Source organism: Paraburkholderia sp. BL21I4N1, from assembly GCF_002973525.1.
Classification (GTDB): Bacteria; Pseudomonadota; Gammaproteobacteria; order Burkholderiales; family Burkholderiaceae; genus Paraburkholderia.
On sequence record NZ_PVEN01000002.1, the window covers coordinates 102,490 to 124,072 of the forward strand.

Here is a 21,583-nt window from a genome sequence, read left to right on the forward strand (position 1 = left end):
ATACCAGCCGCAACGAACCTGATTCGGGTTTCCATAAAGGAAGGGACATACTGATGAACAAGGTCTATCCAGGCGCCGCCGAGGCGCTGAAAGACATCGTCAAGGACGGGCAGACGTTTGCCGTCGGCGGCTTCGGGCTGTGCGGCATTCCGGAGGCGCTGATCGCGGCGCTGCGCGACTCGAAGGTGCAGGGCATTACCTGTATCAGCAACAACGCGGGCGTCGACGGTTTCGGCCTCGGTCTGCTGCTCGAAACGCGCCAGGTGAAGAAGATGATCTCGTCGTACGTGGGCGAGAACAAGGAGTTCGAGCGCCAGTATCTGGCCGGCGAACTCGAGCTCGAATTCACGCCGCAAGGCACGCTGGCTGAAAAGCTGCGCGCGGGCGGTTCGGGCATTCCGGCGTTCTTCACCAACACCGGCTACGGCACGCTGATCGCGGAAGGCAAGGAAACCCGCCAGTTCGGCGAGAACCACTACGTGCTCGAACATTCGCTGACGGCGGATGTCGCGCTCGTCAAGGCATGGAAGGCCGACAAGTCCGGCAATCTGATCTATCGCCGCACCGCGCGCAACTTCAACCCGATGTGCGCGATGGCCGGCAAGATCACGGTCGCGGAAGTCGAGGAGATCGTCGAGGTCGGCGAACTCGATCCGGACGCGATCCATACGCCCGGCATCTTCGTTCAACGCATTGTGCTCAATGCGACTCCGGAAAAACGCATCGAACAACGCGTCGTCCGCGCGAAAGGAGCCTGATCATGGCATGGACTCGTGACGAAATGGCCGCTCGCGCGGCGAAGGAATTGCAGGACGGCTTCTATGTGAACCTCGGCATCGGCCTGCCGACGCTGGTGGCGAATCATGTGCCGGCCGGCGTCGAGGTCTGGCTGCAGTCGGAAAACGGCTTGCTCGGCATCGGCCCGTCGCCGACCGAAGAGGAAGTGGACGCCGACCTGATCAACGCCGGCAAGCAGACGGTGACCACGTTGCCGGGTTCGTCGATTTTCTCGTCGGCGGATTCGTTCGCGATGATTCGCGGCGGCCACATCAACCTCGCGATTCTGGGCGCGATGCAGATCAGCAAGAAGGGCGATCTGGCGAACTGGATGATTCCGGGCAAGATGATCAAGGGCATGGGCGGCGCGATGGATCTGGTGGCGGGCGTCAAGCGCGTGGTCGTGCTGATGGAGCACGTCGCGAAGGGCGACCAGCACAAGATCCTTGAAGAATGCACGCTGCCGCTGACGGGCGTCGCCGTGGTCGATCAGATCATCACCGACCTCGGCGTGATCGAAGTGACGGAAGCCGGGTTGAAGTTGACCGAACTGGCGCCGGGCGTCAGCGTCGAGGAAATTCAGGCGAAGACTGGTGCGCCGCTCGATGTGAGCGCGGTGAGCTAAGTGACGGGTCGCGCAGCGCGCTGTAAAGCGGGGCGTCGGGCGGGCTGAAGTTTCGGTCTCCGACTGGGGGCGCCGCCGGTGCTGCGACCGGCCGGTGTAATTGCAAAGCGGGTGAGGCGTGTGCCTCGCCCGCTTTTGTTTGTGTGCGGCGGGTCCGAGTCCCAGCTTGTCTTATGCCGTTTGGCCGATCCTTGCGGCCTGCCAAAGCGGTTTACAATCCTTTGAAGATTGGACGCCTCATGGGCCCGTGCTGTGCCGGGCCGATTCCGCCGTGCTTTTGCAAGGAGCCCCGATGACAGCAGCAACGTCCGTTTTCAGCGCCGAGTTAGACGTTCCGCGCCAACGCTATGTGCAGTGCGCCAGCCCCGCCGGGTTGCATCGCGTTGCTTACACCGAATGGGGCGATCCGGCCAATCCGCGTGTGCTGATGTGCGTGCATGGCTTGACGCGCTCGGGGCGTGATTTCGATCGTCTCGCGGCGCAATTCGCCGGCACTTACCGTGTGGTGTGCCCGGACGTGGCAGGGCGAGGCTTGTCATCATGGCTTGCCAACCCCAACTTCTATAGCGTGCCGCAGTACGTGGCCGACATGGTCACGCTGATCGCGCGTCTGAACGTCGAAACGGTCGACTGGTTCGGCACTTCCATGGGCGGCCTGATCGGCATGGCGTTGGCCGGTTTGCCCGACACGCCGATCCGCAAGCTGCTGCTGAACGACGTCGGCCCACATCTCGAGCCGGTGGCCGTGCAGCGTATCGGCGACTACCTCGGCAAGCCCGTGCGTTTCGATACGCTGCAACAGGGCGTCGATTATGCGGCATTGCTCGCAAAAACCTTCGGTCCGCTCACGCCGGACGAATGGCGCGAAATCAATACGCCGCTGCTGCACGAAAAAGACGGCGCATGGCTCTTGCGCTACGACCCGCGCATCGCCGAGCCGTTTTCCGCCATCACCGAAGAGGCTGCCAAACTCGGCGAGGCCGTCCTATGGCGTTCGCTGGCGGCGTTTCAGGGGCCAGTGCTGGTGGTGCGCGGCGAGCAGTCCGATTTGCTATCGCGTGAAACCGTCACGCAGATGACCGAGAGCGGGCCCGCCGTGTCGAGCGTGGAGATTGCCGGTGTCGGACACGCGCCGGCGTTTTTGTCGGCCGATCAGATCGACGTTGCGCGGCAGTTCTTCATCGGGCCGCCGGTCGACGCGTCATAATATGCAGTTCCGCGCGGCGTTCGCTCAGGGGCGTTATGCAGAGGCGTCATGCGGAAAGCATCTCCGATCAATTTTTAACCCAATTCAGGATCTTTCATGGCAGTCATTCGTCATCACGTCGGCAAGCGCCTCTCCGAAATCGCCGTGCATAACGGCACGGTGTACCTCGCAGGCCAGATCGCCGAAGACGCGGATCAGGACATCACGGGTCAGACGCGCGAAGTGCTGGGCCACATCGACCGTTTGCTGGCTGAAGTGAACAGCGACAAGGCGCAACTGCTGTCGGTGCAGATTTATATCTCGGATATGGTGCACTTCGCCGGCATGAACGCCGTGTGGGACGAGTGGGTCGCACAGGGCAACACGCCGCCGCGCGCAACCGTCGAAGCCAAGCTCGCGAACCCGAAGTGCCTCGTCGAAATCGTCGTGGTCGCTGCGCAGCTCGGCTAAGCCGCGCGTAGAAGCTGTTGTCGTTCACCTTCCGTTGATTCGTCTGGCCCGTCGGGCCGTCGCACTGTCGCACCATGAATACCGAAACCGTTACGAGCACGCCGAATCCCCTCCCGTCCTTCGACGAAGCGATGGCGTTCGTGCGCGAACATGCGGGCGAGGTGCGGCTGTCGTCGGGCGAGTTGCTGGCGGATCACGCGGCGGGCACGGCGTCGATCATGCGCACGCTCAACGTCGATCCACCGGCGGTGCTGGCGGCGGCACTGTTTGCGTTGACGCCGCATCTGCAGGATCCGGAGCGCGTGATCGCCGACAACTTCGGCGAAGAAGTCGCGCAACTGGTCGGCGACGTGCGCAAGCTGCTGCGTCTCGGCACGGTCAGCTTGCGTGCGGCCCAGAACGCGATGCCCGAAGCCGGGCGGGACGCGCAGGCCGCGCGCCGCGCGCAGGTCGAGGCGTTGCGCAAGATGCTGCTGGCGTTCGCGCAAGACATTCGCGTGGTGCTGATCCGGCTCGCGTCGCGTCTGCAATCCATGCGCTATTACGCCGCGGCGAAGATCACGCCGTCGCCTGACGTGGCGCGCGAAACGCTCGACATTTACGCGCCGCTCGCCAACCGGCTGGGCATCTGGCAACTGAAGTGGGAGCTCGAGGATCTCGCGTTCCGCTTCGAGGAGCCGGTCACGTACAAGCGCATTGCCAAGCTGCTCGACGAGAAACGTGTCGAGCGCGAGGGCTATGTCGCACAGGCCATCGAACGCCTGCAGCAGGAACTGGCTGCGGCGGATATCCGCGCCGAAGTCAGCGGCCGGCCAAAGCATATCTATAGCATCTGGCGCAAGATGCGCGGCAAGGAGCTGGACTTCGCCGAGCTGTACGACGTGCGCGCGTTTCGCGTGATCGTGCCGGACATCAAGGATTGCTACACCGTGCTCGGCATCGTGCATAACCTGTGGCAGCCGGTGCCGCGAGAGTTCGACGACTACATTTCGCGGCCCAAGCCGAACGGCTATAAATCGCTGCACACGGTCGTGATCGGCGACGACGGCCGTGCGTTCGAAGTGCAGATCCGCACGCACGAAATGCATCAATTCGCGGAATACGGCGTGGCGGCGCACTGGCGCTACAAGGAAGCGGGTACGCGCGGTTACGGCGGCCAGTTCAGCGCCAACGAGAAGTACGACGAGAAGATCGCGTGGTTGCGGCAGTTGCTCGCGTGGAAAGACGAGGTCTCGGAAGGTGAGCATGGCGAGAAGCGCGCGGCGCAGCCGTGGGAGCAACTGCGCCAGGCCACGCTCGACGACGACCACATTTATGTGCTGACGCCGCAGGCGCGCGTGATTCCGCTGCCGCACGGCGCGACGCCTGTCGATTTCGCCTATCACCTGCATAGTGAGTTGGGGCATCGTTGCCGTGGCGCGCGCGTCGACGGTGCGATGGTGCCGCTCAACACGCCGTTGCAGAACGGCCAGACGGTCGAGATCGTCGCGGTGAAGGAGGGCGGTCCGTCGCGCGACTGGCTCAACCCGCAGCTCGGCTATTTGCAAAGCCCGCGCGCACGGCAGAAAGTGCGCGCGTGGTTCAACGCGGTCGAAGTGCAGGAGTACATCGCCAACGGACGTGCAATGGTCGAAAAGACCTTGCAGCGCGAAGGCAAGACCTCGGTCAATCTCGACCAGCTCGCAGCCAAGCTGGGCTTCAAGACGACCGACGATCTGTTTTCGGTGGTGGGCAAGGAAGAGTTCAGTCTGCGGCTCGTCGAGCAGGCGTTGCACGACGCACCGCCGCCCGAGCCCGTGGTCGAAGCGCCCGAGCAATTCGAAAAGCGCAGCAGCGGTGCGAGCGTCGCGCGCGGCGCGTCGACTGGCGTGCTGGTGGTCGGTGTCGACGCGTTGCTCACGCAGCTTGCGCGGTGCTGCCGGCCCGCACCGCCGGACGATATCAGCGGCTTCGTGACACGCGGTAAGGGCATGTCGATCCATCGCAGCGATTGCCCAACGTTCCTGCGCATGGCGGATCGCGCGCCGGAGCGCGTGTTGCAAACCGCGTGGTCGGCGGACGTGATGATTGGGCGCGGCCAGTCGGTCTATCCGGTCGACCTCAGTATCGAGGCGACGGACCGGCAGGGTCTGCTGCGCGACATCTCCGAAGTTTTCGCGCGCGAGAAAATGAACGTGATCGGTGTGAAGACGCAATCGCGCCGCAATACGGCGTTCATGCAATTCACCGTCGAGGTGTCGAGCTCCGCGCAGATTCAGCGCGCCTGCACGGTGCTTGGAGAAGTGACGGGCGTGGTGCGCGCTTCGCGCAAGAGTTGAAGCGTGCGTGGTGGCGAGTGCGCGTCGCTGTCTCCGCGACAGCCTCCGCTCCGAGGTGTTCATAGGCACGCAGAAATTTAAAGTCGGCGCATAAAAGTACTTGCCAAGCAGTGTGGCGCTCCATATAATCTCGTTTCTTCAGGCTCGTAGCTCAGCTGGTTAGAGCACCACCTTGACATGGTGGGGGTCGTTGGTTCGAGTCCAATCGAGCCTACCAACGAAAGAGAAATTCCGGTTTTTCCGGGGTTTCGCAAACTGCAGTAAGCGCCTTTGGCGCAAAAGGCGAATACGGTTATGACACCGCGAACGTTGACCGAAACTACTTCGGAGCGACGCTAGTCGAGGACCAATTTCGCCAATGTAGTTTGCAGGAAATGTGAATGCGGCCCCTCGAAAGCGGGGCCGCATTTTTTTTGGCTTGATTGATGGTTGAATGTGCCACCGCCGGTCGGCACCACGGAGAACGCAATGGTTTCGATACGTCTGCCTGACGGTTCTGTTCGACAGTACGAACATCCGGTGACCGTCGCCGAAGTGGCCGCCTCGATCGGCCCCGGCCTCGCGAAGGCCGCGCTTGGCGGCAAGATCGACGGAGAGCTGGTCGATACGTCCGCGCTGATCGATCACGACGTGGCGCTTGCCATCGTCACCGAAAAAGACGCCGACGGTCTCGACATCATTCGTCACTCCGCGGCGCACTTGCTCGCCTATGCGGTGAAGGATCTGTTCCCGGAGGCGCAAGTCACGATCGGCCCGGTAATCGACAACGGCTTCTACTACGACTTCGCGTACAGCCGTCCCTTCACGCCGGAAGATCTGGAAAAGATCGAGAAGCGGATGCAGGAGCTCGCCAGGAAAGACGAGCCGGTTTCGCGTCGTGTGGTGTCGCGTGAAGAAGCGGTCGACTACTTCAAGAGCATCGGCGAAAAGTACAAGGCCGAGATTATCGAATCGATTCCCTCCAGCGACGATATCAAGCTGTACTCGCATGGTGGCTTCACCGATCTGTGTCGCGGCCCGCACGTGCCGTCCACCGGCAAGCTGAAAGTCTTCAAGCTGATGAAGGTGGCGGGCGCCTACTGGCGTGGCGATTCGAAGAACGAGCAACTGCAGCGCATCTACGGTACGGCCTGGACCAAAAAAGAAGACCAGGAAGCGTATCTGCACATGCTCGAAGAGGCGGAGAAGCGCGACCACCGCAAGCTCGGCAAGCAACTCGATCTGTTCCATATGCAGGACGAATCGCCGGGCATGGTGTTCTGGCATCCGCGCGGCTGGACGTTGTGGCAGCAGGTCGAGCAGTACATGCGCCGTCGCGTGAACGACGCTGGTTACCTCGAAATCAAAACGCCGATGATCATGGACCGTTCGCTGTGGGAAGCGTCGGGCCACTGGCAGAACTACCGTGAAAACATGTTCACGACGGAATCGGAAAAGCGCGACTACGCGATCAAGCCGATGAACTGCCCGGGTCACGTGCAGGTGTTCAACCACGGTCTGCGTTCGTATCGCGACCTGCCGCTGCGGTATGCGGAGTTTGGATCGTGCCACCGCAATGAATCGTCGGGCGCGTTGCATGGCCTGATGCGCGTGCGTGGTTTCGTGCAGGACGACGCGCACATTTTCTGTACTGAAGACCAGTTCATCAGCGAATCGATCGCGTTCAACACGCTGGCCATGAGCGTGTACAAGGATTTCGGCTTCGACAACGTCGAGATCAAGCTGTCGCTGCGTCCGGACGCGCGCGCCGGCACGGACGAAACGTGGGATCGGGCGGAGCAGGGGCTGCGCGAAGCGCTGACCGCGTGCGGCGTGACGTGGGAAGAGTTGCCGGGCGAGGGCGCGTTCTACGGCCCGAAGGTCGAATATCACATCAAGGATGCGCTCGGCCGCTCGTGGCAATGCGGTACGCTGCAGCTCGACATGGTGCTGCCGGAGCGCCTCGGCGCCGAATACGTCGCGGAAGACAATGGCCGCCGTCGGCCGATCATGCTGCACCGGGCAATCGTCGGATCAATGGAGCGGTTCCTCGGCATTCTGATCGAGCACCACGCTGGGGCAATGCCGTCCTGGCTCGCGCCGATGCAGGTTGTGGTGATGAATATCGCCGAAAATCAGGCGGAATATGCACGCTCGCTAGCCCAATCGTTGCAAAAACAAGGGGTTAGAGTAGAGGCCGATTTGCGCAACGAGAAGATTAGCTATAAAATACGCGAGCACACGCTGGAAAAGGTGCCGTACCTGCTTGTGGTCGGCGACAAAGAGCGTGAAGCCCAAACGGTAGCCGTGCGTGCCCGTGGTGGTGTCGATCTGGGCGTTATGCCTCTCGACACCTTCATTGAGCGTCTGCGCCATGACGTGCAGACGTTCAACTGAGCCACTTGGCAGCCCGGCTCGTTTTTTTAAATTTTAGAGGAAACGTAACATCGCTACTGATAAGTCTGCGCACCGCATCAACGGTGAAATTACGGCACCCGAGGTGCGTCTGGTCGGAGTCGAGAACGAACCGCTCGGCATCGTGAAGCTCGCTGATGCGTTCCGCATGTCGGAACAGCAGGATGTCGATCTGGTTGAAATCGCACCGCAAGCGGTCCCGCCAGTTTGCCGCTTGATGGACTACGGCAAGTTCAAGTACTCGGAAGCGAAGAAGCAGCACGAGGCCAAGCTCAAGCAGAAGATTGTCCAGGTCAAGGAAGTCAAATTCCGTCCGGGCACTGATGACGGCGACTACAACGTCAAGCTGCGTAACCTCATTCGCTTCCTCGACGACGGCGACAAGACGAAAATCACGTTGCGTTTCCGTGGCCGCGAAATGGCTCACCAGGAAATCGGTATGCGCATGCTGGAACGCCTGCGCACCGACCTCGACGAAGTCGGTCAGGTCGAGCAAATGCCGAAAATGGAAGGGCGCCAGATGATCATGGTGCTCGCTCCGAAGAAAAAGAAGTAAGCGACTTGAGCAGCGGCGCGCCGTGTGGCGTGCGCTCTAATCGTGAAAGATTGAAACGGTGCTGTGCCGGGTGTCCGGCGCAGTATCGGCAGGTTTCGGAACGGTGCGAGTACCGCGTAAGTGGCACTCGCACCGATTCCTGAAAAGCGGCCGCTGGTGATATTGGCGGTCTGCATACCAAGTGGAATGGGTTTCGAAGGGCGGGTGATGGCTTCTAGCCGACCGCACACCCATATCCATCTAATAATGGAGTTGTCATGCCGAAGATGAAGACCAAGAAGAGTGCTGCAAAGCGCTTCGTGGTGCGTCCGGGCGGTACCGTCAAGCGCGGTCAGGCCTTCAAGCGCCACATTCTTACCAAGAAGACCACCAAGAACAAACGCCATTTGCGCGGTTCGACGGCAGTTCATGATGCAGATATGAACTCCGTGCGCGCAATGCTGCCGTTCGCTTAACCCTTAACCGAAACTCATAGGAGCAAGATATGCCTCGAGTAAAACGTGGGGTTACCGCACGGGCCCGTCACAAGAAGATCATCAAGCTGGCCAAGGGTTACCGCGGCCGTCGCAATAACGTCTATCGCATCGCCAAGCAGGCGGTCATGCGCGCAGGGCAATATGCCTACCGCGATCGCCGCAACAAGAAGCGTGTGTTCCGTGCATTGTGGATCACGCGTATCAACGCGGCGGTGCGTCAGCACGACATGACGTACAGCGTGTTCATCAACGGCCTGAAGAAGGCTTCGATTGAACTCGACCGCAAGGTACTGGCCGACATGGCTGTGTTCGACAAGGCTGCTTTTGCTGCGATCGTTCAGCAGGTGAAAGCCGCCGTTGCAGCCTGATTGCGCTTCTGGCAATTAACACTGCGTGGTTCGTTGTAGCGAACATCCGGTAGTCTCGGTGACGCTGCAGCAAAAACGGGGCTCCTCACCGAGCCCCGTTTTTGTTGGTAGAACCAGTTTTGCTTCGATTGAACACTGACGTTGAAATGATGGGATCAATGGATCTGGACCAGATTGTCGCCGACGCGCAAAAAGCCTTCGCAGAAGCCTCCGACGTCACCACCCTCGAGAACGAGAAAGCGCGCTTTCTTGGTAAGTCGGGCGCGCTGACCGAGCTATTGAAGGGCCTTGGCAAACTCGATCCCGAAACGCGCAAGACCGAAGGCGCACGGATCAACCTCGTCAAGCAACAAGTGGAGGCCGCGTTGACGGCCCGCCGTCAGGCATTGGCCGACGCGTTGCTGAATCAGCGCCTTGCCGCTGAAGCCATCGACGTCACGTTGCCCGGCCGTGGCACCGGCGCAGGTAGCCTGCACCCGGTGATGCGCACGTGGGAGCGCGTCGAACAGATTTTCCGGTCGATCGGATTCGACGTGGCCGACGGCCCCGAAATCGAAACCGACTGGTACAACTTCACCTCGCTGAACAGCCCGGAAAACCATCCGGCGCGTTCCATGCAGGACACCTTCTACGTCGACGGCAAAGATGCCGACGGCCGTCAACTGCTGCTGCGCACCCATACCAGTCCGATGCAGGTTCGCTACGCGCGTACCAACACGCCACCGATCAAGGTGATCGTGCCGGGCCGCACGTATCGCGTGGACAGCGACGCGACGCATTCGCCGATGTTCAACCAGGTCGAAGGCCTGTGGATCGACGAGAACATCAGCTTCGCGGACCTGAAGGGCGTCTACACCGACTTCCTGAAGAAATTCTTCGAGCGCGACGACATTCTCGTGCGCTTCCGTCCTTCGTATTTCCCGTTCACCGAACCGTCGGCTGAAATCGACATGCTGTTCGAAACGGGCAAGAATGCCGGAAAGTGGCTCGAAATTTCGGGCTCCGGCCAGGTGCATCCCACGGTGATTCGCAACATGGGTCTCGACCCGGAGCGCTACATCGGCTTTGCGTTCGGCAGTGGCCTCGAACGGCTCACCATGTTGCGTTACGGCGTGCAAGACCTGCGTCTGTTCTTCGAAAACGACCTGCGTTTCCTGCGTCAATTCGCCTGAACCGCACGGTCGAACGCGACAAGCATAGAGCGCGAACGGCACGCAAAGCGTGCCGTTCGCAGCGTCCCCGGCAGAGTCCAGCGCAACACCAAGGCAGCATCGCCGGACGTGGACCTAACCTGATCAGAACGTACACAGAACCATGCAATTCCCGGAATCCTGGCTGAGAACCTTTGTCGATCCGCAACTAACGACCGACCAACTGTCGCACGCGCTGACAATGGCCGGTCTCGAAGTTGAAGACCTGCGGCCGGCTGCGCCGCCGACCTCGAAGATCGTTGTCGGCCAGGTGCTGGAAGTCGTCAAGCACCCGGACGCGGACAAGCTCAACGTGTGTCAGGTCGACGCCGGCACCGGCGCGACGCTGAACATCGTGTGCGGCGCGCCGAACGTGGCGCCGGGCATCAAGGTGCCGGTCGCGCTGGTGGGCGCGCAACTGCCGCCGGCCGAAGAGGGCGCCGCGCCGTTCGCGATCAAGCTCTCGAAGCTGCGCGGCGTGGAAAGTCAGGGCATGTTGTGCTCGGCACGCGAGCTCAAGCTGTCTGAAGATCATAGCGGCCTGATGATCCTGCCGGAAGATACGCCGATCGGCCAGGACATCCGCGAAACGCTCAATCTCGACGACACGATTTTCGAAATCAAGCTGACGCCGAACAAGGCGGACTGTCTGTCGGTGTTTGGCGTGGCGCGCGAAACGTCGGCGATCACGGGTGCATCGTTGCATCCGATCGAGATCAAGCCGGCGCAAGTCACGCTCGACGAAACGCTGCCCGTCAAAATTTCCGCGCCGGATCTGTGCGGCCGATTCTCGGGTCGTGTGATTCGCGGCGTGAACGCGCGCGCGAAGTCGCCGCAATGGATGGTGCAGCGTCTCGAACGTTCGGGTCAACGCAGCATCTCCGCCCTGGTCGATATCTCGAACTACGTGATGCTCGAACTCGGCCGTCCGTCGCACGTGTTCGATCTGGACAAGATCCACGGCGGCATGGACGTGCGTTGGGGCCGCCCCGGCGAAACGCTCAAGCTGCTGAACGGCGACACGGTCGAACTCGACGAAACCGTCGGCGTGATCGCGGACGAGCAACACATTGAAAGTCTCGCGGGCATCATGGGTGGCGACAGCACGGCCGTCACGCTCGACACCACCAACATCTATCTGGAAGCCGCATTCTGGTGGCCGGATAGCATTCGCGGCCGCTCGCGCAAGTACAACTTCTCGACCGACGCGGGTCATCGCTTCGAACGCGGCGTCGATTACGCGACCACGGTCGAGCACATCGAGCGCATCACGCAACTCATTCTCGACATTTGCGGCGGCGCGGCCGGTCCGGTCGACGACCAGACCGTCAACGTGCCGAAGCGCGAGCCGGTCAAGATGCGTGTGTCGCGTGCGAACCGCATCATCGGCATCAAGATCGACGCGGACGAAATCGCGCAAATCTTCACGCGTCTCGGCCTCACGTTCGAGCGCGGCGACGACACGTTCTCGGTGATGCCGCCGTCGTACCGCTTCGACATTGAAATCGAAGAAGACCTGATCGAAGAAGTCGCGCGTATTTACGGCTTCGAAAAGATCCCGGCGCGTCCGCCGGTTGCGACCAGCGAAATGCTCGCGACCAACGAAACCCAGCGTTCGGTCCACGTGATCCGTCACGCCCTGGCTGCGCGCGATTACGCGGAAACGGTGAACTTCAGTTTCGTCGACGCCGAGTGGGAACAGGACTTCGCGGGTAACGACAAGCCGGTCCGTTTGCTGAATCCGATCGCGAGCCAGTTGTCGGTCATGCGCACCACGCTGTTCGGCAGCCTGATCCACGTGCTGCGCACGAATCTGAATCGCCGTGCCGCGGATCGCGTGCGCGTGTTCGAAGCGGGTCGCGTGTTCCTGCATGATCCGTCGATCAAGGCCGGCGAACTCACGGTGGAAGGTTTCGCGCAGCCGAAGATGATTGGCGCGCTGGCCTACGGTCCGGCGCTCGACGAGCAGTGGGGCGCGGCCACGCGCACGGTCGACTACTTCGACATGAAGGGCGATCTCGAAGCATTGCTGGCGCCGGCGGTGGCACGCTTCGTGAAGGCGGAACATCCGGCGCTGCATCCGGGACGCAGCGCGCGTATCGAAGTGAATGGTCGCGCAGTCGGCTGGATTGGCGAATTGCATCCGCGCTGGATGCAGAAATATGATTTGCCGCATGCGCCGATTCTGTTTGAAATCGAATCGGAAGCATTAATGCAGCGCGTATTGCCCACTCCCGCGGAAGTGTCTAAATTCCCGCCGGTACGTCGTGATATCGCGCTGGTTGTCGATCAGAAAATCGAGGTTCAGGCGCTGTTGGACGAGTTGCAGAAGGCGCAATCCGAGCCCGCCTGCAAGAGCGTTCAGAAGGTTGCGCTTTTCGACGAATTCCGTCCAAAATCAAACACTTCCGGTGGTCTGGCCGCTCATGAGAAAAGCCTTGCGTTCCGTGTGACCTTGCAAGATACTGGCGGAACCCTTCAGGATGAGACGGTCGATCTGGCCATTCAAACTCTGGTGGAACGTCTGGCTCGAGTATATGGCGCACGGTTGCGCGGATAACCCGCATTTAACAATTGCACGGCTGTTTCCGCATCCTTTGTTTTTTGCTTGGCGCGCCATTTGATAGATATGAATGAAATGAACTCGAGTGATTTCGAAGCCCTTCTTACGGCGCAACGCAGCGCCATGATTCGCGATATTCCGACATCACCCGCCGTCGTTTCTGCTGAAACGCCGACGCTCACCAAAGCTGAACTTGCCGAGTTGCTGTTCGACAATGTCGGGCTCAACAAGCGGGAAGCGAAAGACATGGTCGAAGCGTTCTTCGAGGTGATCCGCGATGCGCTGGAGAGTGGCGACAGCGTGAAGCTGTCGGGGTTCGGCAACTTCCAGTTGCGCGACAAGCCCCAGCGTCCCGGCAGAAATCCGAAGACCGGCGAGGCGATTCCGATCGCCGCGCGCCGGGTTGTGACGTTCCATGCGAGTCAAAAGCTGAAAGCGCTGGTCGAGAACGGCGCTGAAGCGAGCTTCGCGCGCTGATCGACTGGCGCATTCCTGCGCAACCCACCACGACGGCTAACTGACGATGACAGCGACGATCGAAAAAGTCGTCTTGCCTCCGATTCCGGCGAAGCGCTACTTCACGATTGGTGAGGTCAGCGAACTATGCGGCGTGAAGCCGCATGTGTTGCGTTACTGGGAGCAGGAGTTCACGCAGTTGCGGCCGGTCAAGCGACGCGGCAACCGTCGGTACTATCAACACCATGAGGTGTTGTTGATCAGACGGATTCGTGAGTTGCTGTATGAACAGGGCTTCACGATCAACGGCGCGCGCAATCGTCTCGATTCACATGGTGGCGGGGCGCACGGTGCGCCGGCCGAGGGACTGGACGAAGGCGAGAGCGTCGCGGCCGCGCAAACGCCCGCGGCACCCGCCGCTTCAGTGGACGTCGAGCAGTTGCGCAAGGAGTTGCTGCACGTCATCGATCTGCTGGGTCGCTAGTTCACTTTGTTCGTACCCGGCGGTTCTAATCGAAAGAAGTGTCTGTTATAATTTTCATCTGTTCGGGGCGTAGCGCAGCCTGGTAGCGCACACGCCTGGGGGGCGTGTGGTCGGAGGTTCAAATCCTCTCGCCCCGACCACAAGAAATCAAGGCCTTACAAGCATCGCTTGTAAGGCCTTTTTCTATTTCTGTTCTATTTCTGGGCGGAGTTTTTAAGCTCACATCAACTTCGGCACGATATCCACAAACAGTATCTTCACGATCGTCATCGCGGGAAATATCATCGCGTAGCCGATATCGGGTCGGTCGGTGGGCGTGAGCTTATTGGCGAACGCGAGAATCGCCGGGTTGCCGCATGCACCCGCGACAATCCCCGCCACCTCGTCATACGGCAGCCGGTAAACCAGCAGTCCGAGAATCAGAATCGGCACGGCCAACGCGAGCAGCACGAGCGCGCCCAAGCCAAGCATCAGCAGTCCGGTTTGCGAGACCGTTGCGGCGAATTTTGGCCCCGACGCCATGCCCACTTGCGCGAGAAAAATTGTCAGCCCGAGATTGCGCATCACGAGATTCGCGGGTAACGGCATGGTCCAGTTGATGCTGCCGGTGCGGCGCAATTTGCCCAGTACGAGCGCCACGATCAGCACGCCGCATAAACCCAGCGCCAGTTTGCCGAAGCCCGGCAGCGGAAGCTGCAGCGCACCAGCCAGAAAGCCGAGTGCCATCCCAAGGCCGACCGAGATATAGCTGAACTCGGCGGTACCCTTGATCGAGTCGCCGAAGAACGTGCGCAGCGTGGGAAAGGTCGCGCGTTTCGTCAGCAGGCCGACGCGATCGCCGTATTCCAGCATGAGGTCGGGGCGCGGCATGATGTCGGCGTCGCCGCGTCGTACATGCGCGACGATCGAGCCGTCGGGCAACGCGAGTTCGCCGAGCGGGCGTCCCACCACGTTTGCGCGCGACGCAAACACCCGCAGATAATCCAGATCGCCGCGATCGCGCAGCACGCGGCCGGGCGCAGCCTCGCCCAGACGTGTGCGGGCTTCGGCGAGGGAGTGTTGATTGGGGCTGACGGCCAGCACCACGTCGTTTTCGGCGAGCACGAGTTCGAGGGACGCGGGCGCATTGTGATGCGCGCTGCGCACGGCAACGATCTGCACGTCGCTGGGCAACGCGGCGAGTGCTTCGCTCAATGTCTTGCCGCAGAAGTCGGGATTGCGCAGCGCGATTTCGAGAATATCCAGACCGGCGCCGGAGGCGGCGTCGATCTTTGGCGACAGGATCGCGAACGCCATGTAGAGCAACAGAATCGGACCGGCCACGCCGAACGGGTACGAAACCGAATAGCCGACCGCGGCGTTGTCGTTGCCGAGCACGGCGATCGCCGCTTGCAATGCGGCGGTACTCGTGCCGGAACCCGAGAACAGACCGAGCGCATAGCCCGGATCGAGTTGCATGATTTTCTGAATCGCCACGCTCACCGCGCCCGCGCACACCACCCCCACGAGCGCGAGCAGATTCGCGCGCCGGCCCGCGGCGCTGGTGAGACCGAGGAAAAACTGCTTCCCGTACTGAACACCTACTGTGTAGAGAAAGAGCGAGAGGCCGAGCGTGCCTATCATCGGCGCGGGCGCGGCTTTCGGCGCGAACCAGCCGGCCGCCAGCGCGACGAACAGCACCGCGCCGACACCGAGCGAAAACCCTTTGACGTTGATCTCGCCGACGAAATAGCCCGCCGCGATGGTGAGGAACAGCGTCATCAGAGGCTGCTGCTCGAGAAGCGTCTTCAGGGCGTCCATGTCGGCTCCGATCAGGTTGGAGGCTTCCGCGAGTCCAGCGGATTGTGTGGCGGTGATCCTGAAAGGTGAGGCGCAAGCGAAATGCGTAACGCGCGGCAAGCGTAAAGCGCCACGTCATGCCAGACCCCGCAGGGTCCGGCTGTTCGCCAGTATCTACTAGATTGCGCGTTTTGTTTCCAATCCCAGCGACGCCACGCCAACGCCGCGCCTCACGGCGCCGCCGACTTGCTACGCCTCCCGTCCGAGCGCGATAAACCGTTCGAGATGGTGATCTTCGTCGCCGAGTTGGTGATCTATCATCACGAGCCGTTTCGCGTAGTGAGCGAGCGGCAGTTCCCACGTCATGCCGATGCCGCCATGCAGCTGAATACATTGCTCGGCGACCATCGCCCCGATTCTGCCGATACTGTATTTAGCCGCCGACAACGCCCGTTCGCGCGTCGTACGCGGCGCACCGAGCGTGGCCGCTGCATTGATCACCGCCGAGCGCGCCTGCTCGATCTCGAGCAGTAGATCTGCCATGCGATGCTGCAAGGCCTGGAAGCTGCCGATCGGCACGCCGAACTGCTTGCGCGTGCGCAGATACTCGAGCGTGTGATCTTTCGCGACGTCCATTGCGCCGACGGCTTCGGCACACAACGCGAGCACGCCGCAGCCGATCGCGTATTCGAGTGTCGCGAAGCCTTCGCCCGCCGTGCCGAGCAGCGCGCCGGCGTCGAGCGTGACGTGGTCGAATGTCACTTCGGCGGCGCGGCCGCCATCGATCTTGCGATAGCCGCGCACGCTGACGCCCGGCGTCTCGCGCGGCACGAGAAAGAGGCTGATGCCGGGTTCCGCGTCCTCGGCGCCGTGCGTGCGGGCCGAGACCAGGAAGAGGCCGGCCTGTTCGCCGTGTTGAACCACCGCCTTCGAGCCGTTCAATTGCCACGCGCCGCCATTGGCATCGGCATCGCCATTACCGTCGCGCAGCGCACGCGTCGTCACCCGAGCCAACTCGTAGTGCCCCTCCGGCTCGCCATGGGCGAGCGCAACGATCCGCGAGCCGTCGATCAACCCCTCAAGCAACGCCCGCTGCGCGTCATTTCCGCTGCGTGCCAGCGCTTGCCCAACCATCAGCGTATCGAGAAACGGCTCGACCACGAGCCCACGACCGAGGCATTCGAACACGACAGCCATGTCGAATCCGCCGCCGCCAAACCCGCCGTTCGCTTCGTCGAACAACGCGCCGATCACGCCGAGTTCGGCAAAGCGGCCCCACAATTCGCTGCTGAAACCTTGCGTCGAGCGCGCGATCCGGTCGCGCGTTTCGAAGCCGTATTGCTCGCTGACGAATCGATTCAACGAGTCCGCCAGCATGCGGCGGTCTTCGGTGTGCTGGAAGTTCATGACGTGCGCCCCTTACAGTCCGAGGATCATTTTGGAAATGATGTTCTTCTGGATTTCATTCGAGCCGCCGAAGATCGACAGCTTGCGATTATTGAAATACAGCGACGCGGCGCTCGCCGCTTCGGCGGGGCCGACCGGCGCGCCGTCGAAGCCCTCGTGCAAGGCTTCCTCGACGAACGGTTGCGCATACGGTCCCATCGCGCGACGCGTCAACGAAGAAATCTCCTGACGGATCTCGGTGCCGCGAATCTTCAGCATCGAACTCTCCGCGCCCGGCACGCCGCCGCCCGCCACCGCCGCGATCACGCGCAGATTGGTGGTCTTCATGTTCTCCAGATCGATCTCGACGCGCGCCATGCGCGCCGCGAACGAGGGATCGTCCGCGAGCGGCCGGCCGTTGCGTTGCTGCTTCGCGGCGATCTTGCGCAGCCGGTTGAAGGCGGCGACCGAGAAGCCGACGCCCGCGATGTTGGTGCGCTCATACGTGAGCAGATACTTCGCGTAGGTCCAGCCTTGGTTCTCTTCGCCGACGAGATTCCCGGCCGGCACGCGCACGTAGGTGAAAAACACTTCGTTGACTTCGTGCTCGCCGTCGAGCGTCACGATAGGACGCACTTCGACGCCCGGCGTATTCATGTCGATCAGCAGGAAGCTGATGCCGGCCTGTTTGCGCGCGTCGGTGTCGGTGCGGACGAGGCAGAAGATCATGTTCGCGAAGTGGCCGAGCGTGGTCCACGTTTTCTGGCCGTTGACCACGTAATGCTCGCCTTGCGCATCCAGGCCTCGTACCGCACGCGTATTGACCGCCGCGAGATCCGAGCCCGCGCCCGGCTCCGAGTAGCCCTGGCACCACCAGTCCGAGCCGTCGAGAATGCGGGGCAGCCAATGGCGTTTCTGCGCGTCGCTGCCGTACTTGATGAGCACGGGCCCCAGCATGTTGACGCCGAACGGCACCACACGCGGCGCGCCGGCCAACGCGCATTCGTTTTCGAAGATGAATTTCTGTACCGGGTTCCAGCCAGGGCCGCCGTACTCCTTCGGCCAGTGATTCGCGAGCCAGCCTTGCGCGTTGAGAATCGCGTGCCATTGGGCCAGGTCGTCGCGCGTCAGACGGCGGCCGCCGTGCACCTTGTCGGCGAGACGCTGCGGCAGCTTTTCGCGCAGGAATGTCCGCACGTCGGTGCGGAAGGCTTCTTCTTCAGGGGTGAAGTTCAGATCCATAGCGGAGTGTTCCGTGGAAAGTGAGCGGGCGGGGCGCGGTTGCGCGCCACCGGCCATGCGGCATGACAGTGCAAAAAGCGGCGGCCTCAGACCGTCTGGTTCAGACTCGCGAAGTCGGCGCCGCGTTCGACCAGATCAACCAGCAGCGGCGAAGCTTGCCAGAACAGCGGGTCTTCCTTGGCGAACTCGCGGATGTCGGCGAGAATCCTCGGCAGCCCCACCATGTCGGCGTATTTCATCGGACCGCCGCGGTAGCGCGGAAAACCGTAGCCGTAGAGGAAGGTCACGTCGACGTCCAACGGCCGCAGCGCGATGCCTTCATGCACGACGTTCGCGCCTTCGTTGATCATCGCCGCCATGTAGCGGCGCACGATTTCTTCGTCGGTAAAGGCGCGCGGCGTGATGCCGGCGCGTTCGCGTTCGGCGTCGATGATCGCTTCGACTTCGGGGTCGGCCGTGCCGCTGCGCGAACCTTCGGGATACAGATAGAAACCGCAGCCGGTCTTCTGGCCGAACCAGCCGCGCTCGCACAAGCGGTCGCTGATCTGCACATAACGGGCGGCGGGATTGCGGGTCGCGGCGCGCCGTTTGCGCGTCGCCCAGCCGATGTCGCCGCCCGCCAGGTCGACCACCTGAAACGGTCCCATCGGGAAGCCGAACGCGCGCACGGCGGCGTCGATCTGATACGGCGACGCGCCGTCTTCCATCATCGCGTCGGCGGCGCTGCGATACACGGCGAGCACGCGGTTGCCGATGAAGCCGTCGCACACGCCCGCACGCACCGGTGTTTTACGCAGCGTCTTCGCGAGTTCGAACGCGGTGGCGACCACGTCGGCGCTGACCTGCTTCGGCACGACGACTTCCAGCAGCTTCATGATGTTGGCCGGCGAGAAGAAGTGCAGACCGATCACGTCGGCGGGGCGCGAAATGCTCGACGCAATCGCGTCGATGTCGAGGTAAGACGTGTTGGTCGCGAGCACCGCGCCTTGTTTGCAGACGCGATCGAGTTCGGCGAACACGGCCTGTTTCACGGCGAGATCTTCGAAGACGGCTTCGATCACGAGGTCGGCGTCGGTCAGCGCGTCGTATGACGTGCTGCCGCTCCAACGCGCCATCACGGCGGCTTTTCTCGCCGCGCTCAGGCGGCCTTTCGCGATCAGGCCGTCGTAGACTTTTTCGATGTGCGCACGGCCGCGCGCGAGCGATTCGTCGTCGCGTTCGATCATCGTCACCGGCAAGCCCGCGTCGAGCACCGCGACGGCGATGCCCGCGCCCATCGTGCCGCCGCCGACCACGCCGATGGCGCCGAGCGCGCGCGGTTTCGCGGAGCGCGTTTCGGGCGCCTTGAGCACTTCACGTTCGGCAAAGAATGCGTGAATCAACCCGGCACGTTGCGGACTGTCGAGGCAGTCGAGGAACAGCTTGCGTTCAAGCCGAAGGCCTTCGTCGAAGGGCTGTTCGATGGCGGCTTCGACCGCGTCGACGATCTTGAGCGGTGAGAACAGGCCGCGCGATTTCTTCGCGGTATCCGCGCGCGCGGCGACGACCGCGGCGAGATTCGCGGCGCGATCGGCCAGTGCCGCGGCGTCGCGTGTGCGACGCACCGGCGCGTGGGCGGCCAGCAATTCCTGCGTGTAAGCGAGGCCTTCGGCAAGCAGATCGTCACTGCTGCCGACGCGGTCGACCAGACCCAGCGCCAGCGCTTCCTGCGCGCTCGCATGACGGCCGCTCAGAATCAGATCGAGCGCGGCGGCGGCGCCGATCAGGCGCGGTGTGCGCTGCGTGCCGCCCGCGCCCGGCAGCAGGCCGAGTTGCACTTCGGGCAGGCCGAGCTTCGCGCCGTCGAGTGCGATCCGGTAATGCGCGGCGAGCGCCACCTCCAGGCCGCCACCGAGCGCCGCGCCGTGAATCGCGGCCACCACCGGCTTCGTGCACGCTTCGATGCGGTTGCACACGTCCGGCAGCGAAGGCGGCACCGGCGGCTTGCCGAACTCGCGAATGTCCGCACCGGCAATGAAGTTGCGCCCCGCGCCGACGATCAGCACCGCCTCGACGGACGGATCGGCGTCGGCGGCGTCGATCGCGGCGGCGAGGCCCCGCCGCACGTCGGCGGAGAGGGCATTGACCGGCGCGTGGTCGATCGTCACGAGCAGCACCTTGCCGCGTACGGCGTGCGTGACGACATCGGTCGAAGGGGTGAGGGTCATGGGGGTGTCTCCTGTCCTGAACGGTTATCCGTGGCTGCGCGCAGACCGCGTCTGGCGAATTCTGCGATTGTGCGGAGGTCAAGGTTTATTGACAATCACATGGTCGGTTGACAGACTGTCAAAATTCTTTTGACAAAGGGCGCCTCCGTGGACGTCAATTCGCTGACCTTGCTGGTGGACATTCTTGACGCGGGCAACCTGAGCGAGGCGGCGCGGCGGCTGAAAATGAGCCGCGCGAACGTGAGCTACCACCTGAACCAGTTGGAGCGCTCCATCGGTCTGCAACTGGTCAGGCGCACCACGCGGCGTGTCGAGCCGACCGAAATCGGCCTGCAACTCTACGAACACGGCCGCGCGATCCAGAACGCGCTGCTGGCCGCCCGCGAATCGGTCGCCACGCTTGGCCAGGGCCTGCAAGGACGGGTGCGGCTGAGCGTGCCGAGCGGCTACGGGCAACTGGTCATGTCCGACTGGCTGATCGCGTTCAAGCGTCTTTATCCGGGCATCGTGCTGGACGTGATGTTTGAAAATCGTGTCGAGGACCTGATGCGGGACGAAGTGGATATCGCCGTGCGGGTCATGTCCGAGCCGCCGCAAAACCTGGTCGCGCGCGACATGGGGCCGGTGCGCTATGTCGCGTGCGCGTCGCCCGGGTTCGCCGAAAGCCGCGGCATGCCGGCGCGGCTCGACGATCTGCGCACGGCGCCGTTGATCACGTCGGCGGTGGTCGGCAGGCAATTGCGCGTGGCCGCGTACTGGCGCGACGAGCGGCACGAAGTGCTGCTCGAGCCGACGCTCATCTCCGAGAACTTCCTGTTTCTGCGTGACGCGGTGCTCGCGGGTCTGGGCGTCGGGCTCGTGCCCGACTACGTGGTGCAGGACGATCTGAAACGCGGCGCGGTAGTGACCGCGCTCGACGAATGGCGCCTGAGCATCTTCGGCACGCACATGTACATGCTCTATATGCCGAACCGGCATCACACGCGCGCGGCGGCGACTTTCATCGAGTTTATTTTGCAGCAGGCGCAAGGCAGCGGCAGAGGCACGGGCGCGTGATCCGGACAGTCCCGGATCGGGAAAGCCGCAAATTATTTTTTCCGCGTGC

General features: G+C 62.3%; 18 protein-coding genes and 2 tRNA genes. 16 read left to right on the forward strand and 4 right to left on the reverse strand.

All coding sequences use genetic code 11. The features are described from left to right. The first annotated feature begins 53 nt into the window (after positions 1-53). The 15 genes from B0G83_RS06765 to B0G83_RS06840 all read left to right on the forward strand — a co-directional run bounded on the left by B0G83_RS06765 (position 54) and on the right by B0G83_RS06840 (position 14,004). Complete coding sequence (locus B0G83_RS06765; RefSeq protein WP_105506696.1) at positions 54-758, forward strand: CoA transferase subunit A; 705 nt, start codon at positions 54-56, stop codon at positions 756-758. A 2-nt stretch (positions 759-760) separates the two neighbouring features. Beyond that, entirely contained in the window at positions 761-1,402 is a 642-nt protein-coding gene (locus B0G83_RS06770; RefSeq protein WP_105506697.1) for a CoA transferase subunit B, read from the forward strand. Between the two features lie 292 nt (positions 1,403-1,694). Next, positions 1,695-2,609 carry an alpha/beta fold hydrolase gene (locus B0G83_RS06775; RefSeq protein WP_105506698.1) on the forward strand — a complete coding sequence of 305 codons (915 nt, stop codon included), beginning with the start codon at positions 1,695-1,697 and terminating at the stop codon, positions 2,607-2,609. 96 nt (positions 2,610-2,705) lie between these two features. Then, the gene (locus B0G83_RS06780) at positions 2,706-3,059 is read left to right on the forward strand and encodes a RidA family protein (RefSeq protein ID WP_105506699.1); all 354 of its coding nucleotides are present in this window, start codon (positions 2,706-2,708) and stop codon (positions 3,057-3,059) included. 74 nt (positions 3,060-3,133) lie between these two features. Next, on the forward strand, positions 3,134-5,377 hold the full coding sequence (locus tag B0G83_RS06785; RefSeq protein WP_105506700.1) for a bifunctional (p)ppGpp synthetase/guanosine-3',5'-bis(diphosphate) 3'-pyrophosphohydrolase: 2,244 nt from the start codon (positions 3,134-3,136) through the stop codon (positions 5,375-5,377). Between the two features lie 140 nt (positions 5,378-5,517). After that, a tRNA-Val gene (locus tag B0G83_RS06790) sits at positions 5,518-5,594 on the forward strand. Positions 5,595-5,845: 251 nt separating this feature from the next. Then, positions 5,846-7,753 (forward strand): threonine--tRNA ligase, encoded by a 1,908-nt coding sequence (gene thrS / locus B0G83_RS06800; protein ID WP_105506701.1) that lies wholly within the window; start codon positions 5,846-5,848, stop codon positions 7,751-7,753. A 49-nt stretch (positions 7,754-7,802) separates the two neighbouring features. Next, the gene (gene infC, locus B0G83_RS06805) at positions 7,803-8,327 is read left to right on the forward strand and encodes a translation initiation factor IF-3 (protein ID WP_074263967.1); all 525 of its coding nucleotides are present in this window, start codon (positions 7,803-7,805) and stop codon (positions 8,325-8,327) included. A gap of 257 nt (positions 8,328-8,584) precedes the next feature. Then, positions 8,585-8,782: a 50S ribosomal protein L35 gene (gene rpmI, locus B0G83_RS06810; protein ID WP_012433738.1), complete on the forward strand. Its 198-nt coding sequence runs from the start codon at positions 8,585-8,587 to the stop codon at positions 8,780-8,782. Positions 8,783-8,811: 29 nt separating this feature from the next. Further along, positions 8,812-9,171: a 50S ribosomal protein L20 gene (rplT, locus tag B0G83_RS06815; RefSeq protein ID WP_006052502.1), complete on the forward strand. Its 360-nt coding sequence runs from the start codon at positions 8,812-8,814 to the stop codon at positions 9,169-9,171. A gap of 158 nt (positions 9,172-9,329) precedes the next feature. Beyond that, a complete protein-coding gene (pheS, locus tag B0G83_RS06820) occupies positions 9,330-10,343 on the forward strand; it encodes a phenylalanine--tRNA ligase subunit alpha (protein ID WP_035546916.1) in 1,014 nt (337 codons plus the stop codon). Between the two features lie 142 nt (positions 10,344-10,485). Further along, a complete protein-coding gene (pheT, locus tag B0G83_RS06825) occupies positions 10,486-12,921 on the forward strand; it encodes a phenylalanine--tRNA ligase subunit beta (protein ID WP_105506702.1) in 2,436 nt (811 codons plus the stop codon). Between the two features lie 69 nt (positions 12,922-12,990). Continuing rightward, positions 12,991-13,401: an integration host factor subunit alpha gene (locus tag B0G83_RS06830; RefSeq protein ID WP_035546911.1), complete on the forward strand. Its 411-nt coding sequence runs from the start codon at positions 12,991-12,993 to the stop codon at positions 13,399-13,401. 46 nt (positions 13,402-13,447) lie between these two features. Next, positions 13,448-13,864, forward strand: coding sequence for a MerR family transcriptional regulator (locus tag B0G83_RS06835; RefSeq protein ID WP_105506703.1), 417 nt, complete (start codon positions 13,448-13,450; stop codon positions 13,862-13,864). A 63-nt stretch (positions 13,865-13,927) separates the two neighbouring features. Then, positions 13,928-14,004, forward strand: a tRNA-Pro gene (locus tag B0G83_RS06840). A 79-nt stretch (positions 14,005-14,083) separates the two neighbouring features. Here B0G83_RS06840 and B0G83_RS06845 read toward each other — a convergent pair. The 4 genes from B0G83_RS06845 to B0G83_RS06860 all read right to left on the reverse strand — a co-directional run bounded on the left by B0G83_RS06845 (position 14,084) and on the right by B0G83_RS06860 (position 20,478). After that, positions 14,084-15,664 carry an aspartate:alanine exchanger family transporter gene (locus B0G83_RS06845; protein ID WP_105506704.1) on the reverse strand — a complete coding sequence of 527 codons (1,581 nt, stop codon included), beginning with the start codon at positions 15,662-15,664 and terminating at the stop codon, positions 14,084-14,086. Between the two features lie 228 nt (positions 15,665-15,892). Next, a complete protein-coding gene (locus tag B0G83_RS06850; RefSeq protein ID WP_105506705.1) occupies positions 15,893-17,050 on the reverse strand; it encodes an acyl-CoA dehydrogenase family protein in 1,158 nt (385 codons plus the stop codon). 12 nt (positions 17,051-17,062) lie between these two features. After that, entirely contained in the window at positions 17,063-18,271 is a 1,209-nt protein-coding gene (locus tag B0G83_RS06855) for an acyl-CoA dehydrogenase family protein (protein ID WP_105506706.1), read from the reverse strand. Positions 18,272-18,357: 86 nt separating this feature from the next. Then, positions 18,358-20,478, reverse strand: a complete 2,121-nt coding sequence (locus B0G83_RS06860; protein WP_105506707.1) for a 3-hydroxyacyl-CoA dehydrogenase NAD-binding domain-containing protein — start codon at positions 20,476-20,478, stop codon at positions 18,358-18,360. A gap of 147 nt (positions 20,479-20,625) precedes the next feature. Between B0G83_RS06860 and B0G83_RS06865 the strand changes: the two genes are divergently transcribed. After that, entirely contained in the window at positions 20,626-21,534 is a 909-nt protein-coding gene (locus B0G83_RS06865; RefSeq protein WP_105506708.1) for a LysR family transcriptional regulator, read from the forward strand. Positions 21,535-21,583: the final 49 nt, after the last annotated feature.